Source organism: Microcoleus sp. LAD1_D5, from assembly GCF_036702115.1.
GTDB lineage: Bacteria > Cyanobacteriota > Cyanobacteriia > Cyanobacteriales > Microcoleaceae > Microcoleus.
In genome coordinates this window covers 1-11,194 of record NZ_JAUBSA010000116.1, presented here as the reverse complement: position 1 = coordinate 11,194, position 11,194 = coordinate 1, and the positions used below count along the sequence as shown (strand labels likewise).

At 47.0% G+C, this 11,194-nt stretch carries 10 protein-coding genes; all 10 read left to right on the top strand.

Annotated features, from left to right (window positions below):
• Window positions 1-1,000 precede the first annotated feature (1,000 nt).
• Window positions 1,001-1,867 carry a ferredoxin:protochlorophyllide reductase (ATP-dependent) iron-sulfur ATP-binding protein gene (gene bchL / locus QUA70_RS26820; protein WP_006634709.1) on the top strand — a complete coding sequence of 289 codons (867 nt, stop codon included), beginning with the start codon at window positions 1,001-1,003 and terminating at the stop codon, window positions 1,865-1,867.
• A 34-nt stretch (window positions 1,868-1,901) separates the two neighbouring features.
• Entirely contained in the window at window positions 1,902-3,275 is a 1,374-nt protein-coding gene (locus QUA70_RS26815) for a DUF5331 domain-containing protein (protein ID WP_333350867.1), read from the top strand.
• A gap of 162 nt (window positions 3,276-3,437) precedes the next feature.
• Entirely contained in the window at window positions 3,438-3,704 is a 267-nt protein-coding gene (locus QUA70_RS26810; RefSeq protein WP_333350865.1) for a hypothetical protein, read from the top strand.
• 53 nt (window positions 3,705-3,757) lie between these two features.
• Complete coding sequence (locus QUA70_RS26805; protein ID WP_216670582.1) at window positions 3,758-5,167, top strand: ferredoxin:protochlorophyllide reductase (ATP-dependent) subunit N; 1,410 nt, start codon at window positions 3,758-3,760, stop codon at window positions 5,165-5,167.
• A 368-nt stretch (window positions 5,168-5,535) separates the two neighbouring features.
• A complete protein-coding gene (locus QUA70_RS26800) occupies window positions 5,536-6,168 on the top strand; it encodes a hypothetical protein (protein WP_333324135.1) in 633 nt (210 codons plus the stop codon).
• The gene (locus QUA70_RS26795; RefSeq protein ID WP_333324137.1) at window positions 6,165-7,616 is read left to right on the top strand and encodes a 7-cyano-7-deazaguanine synthase; all 1,452 of its coding nucleotides are present in this window, start codon (window positions 6,165-6,167) and stop codon (window positions 7,614-7,616) included. Before QUA70_RS26800 ends, QUA70_RS26795 begins: the two co-directional genes overlap by 4 nt.
• 16 nt (window positions 7,617-7,632) lie before the next feature.
• On the top strand, window positions 7,633-8,832 hold the full coding sequence (locus QUA70_RS26790; RefSeq protein ID WP_333324139.1) for an XRE family transcriptional regulator: 1,200 nt from the start codon (window positions 7,633-7,635) through the stop codon (window positions 8,830-8,832).
• 16 nt (window positions 8,833-8,848) lie between these two features.
• Entirely contained in the window at window positions 8,849-9,397 is a 549-nt protein-coding gene (locus QUA70_RS26785) for a hypothetical protein (protein WP_333324141.1), read from the top strand.
• Window positions 9,398-9,625: 228 nt separating this feature from the next.
• Entirely contained in the window at window positions 9,626-10,681 is a 1,056-nt protein-coding gene (locus tag QUA70_RS26780; protein WP_333324145.1) for a hypothetical protein, read from the top strand.
• A 64-nt stretch (window positions 10,682-10,745) separates the two neighbouring features.
• On the top strand, window positions 10,746-11,063 hold the full coding sequence (locus tag QUA70_RS26775; RefSeq protein WP_333324147.1) for a hypothetical protein: 318 nt from the start codon (window positions 10,746-10,748) through the stop codon (window positions 11,061-11,063).
• The last annotated feature ends 131 nt before the right edge of the window (window positions 11,064-11,194 follow it).

The following is an 11,194-nucleotide window of genomic DNA, read 5'->3' as shown; positions in this document are numbered from 1 at the left end:
ATTTTAAACCATCCTAATCTTTCTTCAGTCTTGTCTTATGGTACTTTGGCTGCTTAAAAACTGTCCGGAGTATTGATTTTAGATTGAACAATTTAAGGATGGGAAATGACTCATGAAGCCCGGGGTTTGGAGGACGGGTCTACAGTTGCATTCTTTTTTTCAACTGGTATCAGTAGTCATGGGGAAGACATCATATTCTCCCAATCCCCCACTCTCCCCATCCACTCTCCCTCTCCCCGGCTCACTCCCCCACTCTCCGACTCCCCACCTTTTCCTAAAAATTCACAATTTTTTACAAAACACCAGAAACCCCAGCAAAGTCAATCTTTCCCAATCTAAAATCTCAAATCTAAAATCTAAAATCCCATAACTTTGCCCTCCCCCGACCCAAATGATCCGAACTAACTTCGAGTTGGCCTCATCCACTAGCGTCTTTATGACCGTTCGAGTTACCCGCACAAGCCATCAACTGCCTGCATCCTAGCCCCAAAGCCAAAAGCCCAGATTGTTTGAGAAGTTAATTTTTGTTTTATTTTTGTACCTCTTTATATTAAGAAAGTATTCTAAAATCAATTTAAAAGCTAAAAAAAATATAAAAATAGATTCTTATATCAAAAAACCAGTTAAGATTCCCAAAGATGCAAAATAAACAAATTTACTAGCATTTTCATTTAGACGCCCCCTTTCTTTTCATCGCAAGTTAGCTAATAATGCTTTCAACGAGGTGACTAAGGGCAGAGTCCAAAATTGGCCTAACCCAAAGAAGGATACAAGCCCCAAACAAAAGTCGTCGAGATCGAAAAATTTTAGCCATTAGAGAGAACTTGCAGATTCATCTGTTGAGTCAATCTAAAATCTCAAATCTGAAATCTCACATCGACTGACAGTAAGGGCATTGCAATTGGGCTATTGCAATTGGGCTATTGCAGTTGGGCGATCGAAAAAAAGCATGAAACCCCAGCCCTCATCGTTTTGATAGAAACCTATAGGAGAACAAAGAGTGAAACTCGCAGTTTACGGAAAAGGTGGAATTGGCAAATCGACAACAAGCTGCAACATCTCCGTTGCCCTAGCCAAGCGCGGCAAGAAAGTTTTGCAAATCGGTTGCGATCCAAAGCACGACAGCACATTTACCCTCACTGGCTTCTTAATCCCCACAATTATTGACACCCTTCAGCAAAAGGACTATCACTACGAAGACGTTTGGCCCGAAGATGTCATCTACAAAGGCTACGGCGGCGTTGACTGCGTAGAAGCAGGCGGCCCTCCCGCAGGAGCTGGCTGCGGCGGCTATGTAGTCGGCGAAACCGTCAAACTGCTCAAAGAACTCAATGCCTTCGACGAATACGACATCATCCTGTTCGACGTGCTCGGCGACGTAGTGTGCGGCGGTTTTGCAGCCCCCTTGAACTACGCAGATTACTGCATGATTGTTACCGACAACGGCTTCGACGCTTTATTTGCAGCCAACCGCATCGCCGCCTCAGTCCGCGAAAAAGCCCGCACTCACCCGTTGCGGCTCGCCGGTTTAATTGGCAACCGCACCTCAAAGCGCGACTTGATCGACAAGTACATCGACTCAGTACCCATGCCAGTGCTGGAAGTGCTACCCCTGATTGAAGACATCCGAGTTTCTCGCGTCAAAGGCAAAACATTGTTTGAGATGGCCGAAAGCGATCCTTCCCTCAACTATGTCTGCGATTACTACCTCAACATCGCTGACCAGATTTTGGCAATGCCCGAAGGAGTAGTGCCCAACGACACTCCCGATCGCGAATTATTCGCGCTTCTATCAGATTTTTATCTAAATCCAGTCCAACCGGTGGTCAAGAAGGAGGAAGATGAGCTAGACCTGATGATGGTTTAATAGGTCTAGCGATCAGGATGAGGATAAAGAGGTTATGGCTTTTTTTGATACTTTTTCAGTTGCTCTCAAACAGAAGTGGTTGGACTACTACCAGGTAAATCGGGCTTGGCTGCTCCTGCACATGACGGCTGAGAACACGGTCGCCACACCCGACGGCGGGAAAAGGCCTGTTTCTTACCTCATCCTGGGAATTGCGGCTGCCCTGGAGCCGGAACTCCAGCAATTAATGCTGCCCTTCTCAAAACTCAAGCCGGATGCAGACAGCCTGATCGAAGTCTTGGGGCTAAATTTTGACCCGGACATGGCGCTGGGTATGCCCTCAAATACCGCGCAACAGACGGCCAGCACAACTCCAACTGTCACTGCACCCGCAGCGGCAGCGACACGAGCCTCCGCAGCCACTCAAACTGCCCCTGCTGCACCCGTAGCCACTCAAACTGCCCCTGCTGCACCCGCAGCAGCTCAAACTGCCACTGCTGCGCCCGCAGCCACTCAAACTGCCACTGCTGCACCCCCAGCCAAATCTAATAAATTGGGCGGTGCGGCCTTAGCAGCAGCGGGAGTAGTCGCCGGAGTCGCCGGAGCCGCTGGTCTGGCAGCAGCAGCCTCAGCACTGAACTCCGACGAGGAATCCTTCGATGAGTTTGAGGAAGAAGCGGTCTCCGACTTCGACCTGGGCGATGACGAGGAAGAAGCGGTCTCCGACTTCGACCTGGGCGATGACGAGGAAGAAGCGGTATCCGACTTCGACCTGGACGATGACGAGGAGGAAGCGGTCTCCGACTTCGACCTGGACGATGACGAAGAAGAAGAAGCGTCGGCTTTGGACGGGCTCGGTCTCGATGACGATGAGGAAGATGCCGTATCTGACTTTGATATGGGCGACGATGAGGAAGACGCCGTATCTGACTTTGATATGGGCGACGATGAGGAAGACGCCGTATCTAACTTCGATATGGGCGAGGACGAGGAAGATGTCATATCTGACTTCGACCTCGGCGATGACGAGGAAGAAGAAGCCTCGGCTTTGGGCGGTCTCGACCTCGGCGATGACGAGGAAGAAGAAGCCTCACAATTTGGGACTTTGACCTCTGGAGATCTCGAAGCGGGAATTTCCGATCCGTTTGGGGAAGAAGATGCAGAGTTTGTCGCCGAAGAAATACCCGATCCTTTTGGGACAGCGACCTCAGATGACCTAGATATGGATCTCGGCGACTTGGACGAAGACGGTATTGACGATTTCTCTGTATCTGATGACGATGACCTCGACGATCTCGGACTCGACGATCTCGGGGAAGCAACTACCGGAGATCCTGATGAAGATGATTTAGATGCTCTAGGTCTCGGCGATTTGGATTCCGACGATGACGATGAAGAAATTTCGGGCTTTTTGTCGGATTTTAAGTGAGGTTGTGGCGATCGCCCGCGTCTCTTCTAGTTTTGAAGTTTCCCGTTCTATTTGTGAGTTGTGGGTTGCGAGTTGTTAATTTTTAATGAGCTCCAACTCACAACTGCCAAAAGGCTTTTTGCCTTAGCGAGTTGAAGAACACTAAATCCCTGCGGTGAGGGATTGTATGCCCTCGCGCAGAATTTTTTAGCTCAAATTTTGGATGCTGCGGCTGCGGAAATATTGAGTTTGCTGCATCTATTTTTCAGAGGAATTACGCCAAAACCAGGTATTTCTATTATTGTTCGCTGCGAAAGCGCGATCGTACAAAACAGGTGTTTTCTCGTCCCTGCGCCTGTTCGCCTTCGAGAGGAAAAACAACCTGAAAAACAACTTATGCGTGTCCGCAGCAAGAGATGCGATCGCAAAATACAGGTATTTTCTCGCTAGCCAAGCCTGTCCTGTTCGAGACTAAAAACAATTTAAAGGAGAAGATTTGAGATATGACTGCTATTACTACTAATGAACCGGAAGCTTTAAACTTTGAATGCGAAACAGGCAATTATCACACATTTTGTCCGATTAGCTGCGTAGCTTGGCTTTATCAAAAAATTGAAGATAGCTTTTTCTTGGTCATCGGTACTAAGACTTGCGGCTATTTCTTGCAAAACGCAATGGGCGTGATGATTTTTGCTGAGCCTCGCTATGCGATGGCTGAGTTGGAAGAGGGCGATATTTCCGCTCAGTTAAACGATTATGATGAGTTGAAGCGGCTGTGCTTGCAAATTAAGCGCGATCGTAACCCCAGTGTAATTGTTTGGATCGGCACTTGCACCACCGAAATCATCAAAATGGATTTGGAGGGGTTAGCGCCGAAACTCGAAGCAGAAATTGGCATTCCCATCGTCACAGCGCGCGCTAACGGCTTGGATTACGCTTTTACTCAAGGGGAAGATACCGTTTTGGCAGCGATGGCTGCTAAATGTCCTGAGAAAGCGCCCGTGATGGAATCTCAGAAACAAGAACGCAATGCTATCTCTCAACTGCTGAATTTCGGCAAGAAAAAAGAGGAAGTTGCAGCAGATGAATCGGAATATGTCAAGCACACACCGCTGGTACTTTTCGGTTCTTTGCCCGATCCGGTTGTTACTCAGCTAACCTTAGAATTGAAGAAGCAAGGAATTAAGGTTTCTGGTTGGCTTCCTTCCAAGCGCTACACTGAATTGCCAGTCTTGGAAGAAGGCTATTATGTATCTGGCATGAATCCTTTCTTGTCGCGTACTGCTTCTACGTTGATGCGCCGCCGCAAGTGTAAGCTAATTGGTTCGCCATTCCCGATCGGTCCTGACGGAACTCGCGCTTGGATTGAAAAGATTTGCTCAGTGTTGGGAATTGAACCAAAAGGTTTGGACGAACGGGAAGCGCAAATTTGGGCTGGTTTGGAAGATTACCTGCAAATAATTCGCGGCAAATCTGTCTTCTTTATGGGCGACAATTTGCTGGAGATTTCTTTAGCACGTTTCTTGATTCGCTGCGGCATGACTTGCCCGGAAATCGGCATTCCTTACATGGACAAGCGCTATCAGGCGGCCGAATTGGCTTTGTTAGAAAAGACTTGTCACGAGATGGGAGTTCCTACTCCTCGGATTGTGGAGAAACCAGACAATTACAATCAGCTTCAGCGGATTTACGAGCAGAATATTGACTTGGTGATTACTGGTATGGCTCACGCTAATCCTTTGGAAGCGCGGGGAATTAATACTAAGTGGTCTGTTGAGTTTACTTTTGCTCAGATTCACGGCTTTGGTAATGCGCGGGATATTTTGGAGTTGGTGACTCGTCCGCTGCGCCGGAATAATTCGCTGAAGGATTTGGGTTGGGGTAATTTGGTGAAGAATGAAGCGAAGGTTTAATCGTTTTTAGCGTTGAATAAAAAACCCGGTTTCTTGGAGAAACCGGGTTTTTTCAGTAGAAAATTACTGGACATTTAATGCACAACAGCTAGTGCAACAGCCATAGGCCTTTTTTTTCTAGTCAAGCCAATTTTCTCGACTCGCCCGTTAAATAGTGCGATCGTCCGTAAGTTGCTCCGAGGTAGGGGATTGAGTGTGCGATCAAGTTCCCACTTACGCTCCTCCTCATCTCCGAGTGTGGGCTGTATCTAATCTTGGCAATCTCGATCCTGACATTTACTATTTTTTTTTACCTTAATGCTTGACATTGTCAGGAAACAGAGCTAGCTTCATCATATAAGCAAACTCCGAGCCTTGGAGGTTCGACCATGCCCGACGGAGATATCGTTCACAGTCAGCTTTCGGGGCTTTACCAGAAGCCGTATAAGTGGCTTTGTGAAGGAAAAGCTAACAACAGTGAAAATGCTTGGGTTGTGAAGGGTGCTGTGATACGGGACATCCAGACAAACTACGGTAATGTGGCGGTCAAATACGCCAAGCGAATGGGGGAGATGTTGAGACAGATGATGGTGGAAAATGTTGGCCTGCATAGCTCTGTAAATTGGGCTGCTTTAAGCACGGAGATCGATCGACAGGTAGGACAAGCGAAAGTTAAGCATCATGTCCAGGAACTACTCCGTCGTGCTGGTAAGGGCATCCTCCATGAATTTCGCTATAAGCATACAGCAGAAACTAACAATTTGCCGGAAGCGGTTGTAGAGCGGTTCTTCCTGGAAGTGTACAAGGCGAAATTTGAGCAACGCATTCCGCTGACACCTAATCACCATGCTGATGTTGATAATGCGACCGTGACAGAGCGTGTTGAGGCGATCCGTTCAGATATGTTAGCCGATATCAGTAAATGGGCGAAGAAGGCTACTGCGAATGAGGATGTGAAAAACCTGCGACGGTCTCCACGCGAGAAGGTGAAAGAGATAGACCTTGATGAGGATCTGCTATGAACTACGAACCTTCGATTGAGCAGAGCCTTGACGACAGTGATTACAGCAATTACACTTTGCACTTTGAACCTGTCTCGAACAGTAATGGGTCTGTCCGCTTCATAGATCACTCCCAGGGTAAAGAGATAAATGTTGGCATCAATGTGGATGATGAGGCATTCGGGTATCGGGTTCATGAAGAGTTTCCAGCCATCGTTGCCGACCTCGTTGACCTCGCCGTTGCAATCCATGCTTCAGACCGCCTGGCGCCCCAAAATTTGATCGGAAAGTCGCGTCGTCTTCAAGTCGTGGTTCCAGTACGTCATCCGGAATTACTCAATGCCGAACCGTTCCGGACAAAGCTGGAACACCTGCTTGGATGGGCGACTGGGAGCGAATGGGTTTTCGACTTCCAAACCAGGGTCGCACCCGAACGTTTTGTTAACCAACAATTAGTTTTGTCCGTAATACCTCAAGGCTGTGAAGTCGCGCTTTGGAGTGGTGGACTTGATGCTCTGGCGGGTTTGTACACTCGTCTTCGGATGTATCCAGAAAAGTCGTTCGTGCTGTTTGGAAGTGGCAGTAACAATAGTGTCTATGCCCGCCAGGGACGAGTAGGAAAAAAGGTTGAGTCTATATTCCCCGGTCGTTGTCATCTTTTCCGCGTCCCAATCCGCTTCCACGATAGCGATGCGCAGCACAAGAACAAGCGTTCGCGTGCGCGAGGTGTTGTATTCACTCTGCTTGGTGCCGCGTGCGCATACCTCATGAATCGGCGGGTTCTCTGTGTTTACGAGAATGGGATTGGGGCGATCAACCTTCCTTACCGTGCATCTGCTGTAGGACTGGATCACTCTCGCTCTGTTCACCCACTGACTTTACTGATGGTGAGCGATGTCGTCTCAGAACTTTTGGGAGAAGAATTCCGTGTGCAAAACCCCTTTCTGTTCTGGACTAAAGCCAAAATGTGCAAAACATTGGCTGCAGAAGGGAGAAACGACTTACCGTCGCTAACTATGTCATGCGACAGCCCACATCGCCAGCAGCCGATTCAGTGTGGTTACTGCTCCTCTTGTCTGTTAAGACGACAGGCGCTTGCGGCTAACGATCTAGAAGATCGAACCCGTTATGTAGTGTTCCACGGAGAGCGCCCACCAAAGGAATCCAGTTTGCATCTGGCTCATATGCTTGTGCAGGTTAACACCCTCCGCAACTTGCTCAATGTATCAGATGAAATGGGTATTCAGTGGGAAGCTTTAACCCGAGAGTTTCCAGTGTTAGATGATATCGTCGATCGTGGCGCTGGGGCAGAATGCCTACTGCCCGCTGATATGCGGAGCCACCTGATTCAGCTTTATCGAAGCTATGTTTCTGAATGGGATACAGTAAAGTCCCAAATTGCGGTTGACCGATCGAATCAACGTGGCAAACAGCACTTATTAAACAGACACGCAGTCAAAGCTCAGTAAAGTTGAGGAAAAATGTATGACTAGCAATATCCTTGACAACATCGATCTGCGAACGCTTGGGGAACTCCTTCAACAGGCGCGTAAAAAGTGCGGTATGACTCAGTCTGATGCAGCTAACATCATTGACGCTGCACGTACCACTATGGTTGCTATCGAGAAAGGAGAGCGCCGCATTAAGGCAACTGAACTGATTAAACTCGCCCGCGCCTATGGGCGATCGGTCAGTGACTTTGTTCGATCTCGTCCCGTAATCCAACCTTTTGAGATGCAGTTTCGGGCAGCCTATCAGCGCAGTGAGGGAGAAGAAGTACAGATTGAACCAGCAATTCTGCAGCTAGAGGAGTTGTGTCGGAATTACCTAGAGCTTGAAGAAATTATGTCCGCACCACTTCCCCAGAACTATCCTCCTGAGTATCAAGTAACGAATATGCCACTTAAGGCTACTGCCGAGAGCATAGCAGTTGCAGAGCGCCAGCGCCTTGGGCTTGGAGATGGGCCTATTTTACGTCTGCGGGACATTTTAGAGCAGGATGTGGGACTCCGCATCTTCTATCTAGAGATGCCACCAAAATACTCAGGGGTTTACAGGTACGATGAACGACTTGGCGGTTGCATAGCAATCAATGCTAATCATCCAGAGGAGCGGCGGCGTTGGTCGCTGACTCACGAATACCTTCACTTTCTCGCACATCGGAGAAAAGCTGTGTTGGAATTTGAAGGTCAGTATCAGCGAGTTCCAGAGAGCGAACGACTAGCCGACACTTTCCCAAAATATTTCCTGATGCCCACTAGCGGCTTGTTCAAGCGATTCAACGATATGTGCCGCACGCATGGCAAGTTCACTCCGACTCATCTATTCACATTAGCGCATTACTACGGTGTATCCATAGAAGCGCTTGCTTATCGGTTAGAAGAAATGGAGCTTGTGCGGGCTGGAACTTGGGAGCGATTGCGCGACCGCGGGTTGAAAGTCAGAAAGGTACAACAGGAGCTTGGCTTAGAGGACATCCCACAGCGCACTGATACGATCCCTCTCCACTATCAGCATCTCGCGATCGAGGCGTTGGATCAAGGACTGATTACAGAGAGTCGCTTTTCTGATTTCCTAAATGTCGATCGCCTGGAGGCCCGCCGCATCGCAGAAGCATTGCGGGAACATTCAAGCGGAATGATGGAGGAAGCCTCTGATTTCGACCTGATCGATATGCAGGAGTAATGGGAGAAGTCAAGTTATGCAAATTGTTCACTCCCACCTTCTTCTTGATGCCTGTTGCGTTTTCAACTTTTGTGCTTCGGGTCAATTACTGGCAATTCTGAAGTCTATTCCTGTTCAGGTTGCAGTCACCCAAGTTGTTCGAGAACAGGAGTTAAAAACGCTCCAACGTCTTGAAGACGAGGAAAATGATGGTGCGACTCAATTCGAGGCAGCGATCGCACAAAGTATACTTATAACCGTGGATTTTGAGTCGGAAGAAGAGGCCGAATCATTTGTGAATTACGCCGCTATTTTAGATGACGGCGAGTCAGCGACTGGCGCCATCGCAGTTCACCGACAATGGGCAATGGCGACCGATGATAAACGAGCGATATCGTTTTTTCGGAACGAGACACCACAGCTTCAGGTTTTATCAACCCTAGAGATAGTTAAGCATTGGTCAGAGAAAGCAGGTGTTGATTCGCAAACACTACGCGATGTACTGAATTTAATTCGAGTTAAGGGGCGATATATGCCACCTAAAAGCCACCCTTTGCATAGTTGGTGGGAAACTGCGAGGCAGTGAGGCTGAAAGTTTAAGCTGAGCATTAGTTAAAGGGTCATATGAAAGAATTAAGGTGAAGCCGATGGAGTTTTTTATTAACTGCCGATTAACGCAGATAAGCAGATAAAGAGAGCGATCGCACTTTTCCCCAACCCTTCCAGAATCTCAGGCCACACGCCCGTAACACGATCGCAGGTATGATCGCCTATAATCGAAACTAGCCCAAATCTCATCAGTTGAGAAACCGCCATGAGTCAAGACAAGGAAGAAATTAGCTATTCAGAGAAAACAGAACGTCTCAGAGTTATCGGTCAGTTTATCAAAACTGTGACACCGATGATTTGGACGATCGTAATTTTAGTAGTCATCATTCCCCTATTAGGTAACTTTCTAATTTCCCAGTCACTAACAAATACCGGAACCACAGCAGTTGTCGTCTCGCCGCCGCACGATTTTAGCAAAGTCAACCAAGACGTTAAAAACGCCATCCAACAATCCCATATAACTGCCGAAACTTTCGCCTCCAAAGAATTGGACAAATGGGAAGCCGAAGTAATTGCACGAGTAGACAATAGTTTCCTCGATTGGTACTTCGATTACTTCAATCAAAAAAAGATGGAGTTTACCGTACCTTTTAATTTCGTGAAATCTGCCGTACTCAACAGATTTGATATGACAGCAGCTTCTCAATCTGTTTCCGAAAAATTAACCGAAGACTTTCAAAGAGAATTTGCTAACCGCGTGCTCGTACCCAAAAACGCTCAACTGCGATTTCAATTAATCACTCAAGATACTGCTAACTTGTACATATCCGAAGTTAGCAAGAATGTGAAAGTAGTTCAAAATAATTATAATATACCACAAGTACAGTGGGACAAATATCTGAACGATATTGCCACCACAATTAGCGACAAAGGAAACATCTCTAATTTCTCATTAAAAGTATTAGTTGGCGGCAGTGGCTACTTAGTTGCTAAACCCTTAATTTTGGGAGTAGCAGCTAAAGTGGGCAGCAAAGTTACGGCAAAAGTGGCCAGCAAAGCCGCCGCCAAGGTAGCTACAAAAACAGGCGGTACAGTGGCTAGTCAGTTGGGAGTAAGTTTAATTGATCCGATTGTGGGAATCGGGATTATTATTTGGGATTTGTGGGATTACAATCACACAGTCAAAGTAGAAAGACCGATTTTGCGGGAACATATTGTAGAATACTTGAAAGATGTCAAAAAGTCCCTGCTCACCAATCCGGAAAGTGGAATCATGGCAGCAATTTATCAGTTAGAAAGCGGTCTTCTCAAGTCACTTTAATCATTTAGCGTTGCTTAATACAGGTATGAATTGAAGAGTTCGGAATTGCCATAAGCCAAGTAGGGTGAGTTTTGTAACTTCCGAAAAAAGTTGGTTCATACCGTTAATCAGCAACGTAAAAAAAGATAAGATAGAAAAACAGCTAGAAGAGGTGCAAGATTTGATCGCATATAAAAATCTCATAAAAGGGAAGAAAGCGCAAGCTGTTTTACTCAGATTAAAAGAATTTAGTTATCGAGAAACAGAAAAACGATTAGAAGTTTCAACAAGTTTTATTGCACAAACTCACAGAAAATACTTAGCCGGGAATCGCGGAATTAAAGTTAAAATATCACGGCTAAAGAGCTATCCGCAACGCCTCGACTTCCTGGCTCAACCCTAAAACCAAAATATATCAGAACTAGAAAGATATTTGAGGTAAAATTATGATGTAATATTTCAATACTCCGGACAGTTTTTAAAGAGGGATGCGACGCCTACGGCAAGCAACGCTTACGCAATAAATCACAGAAG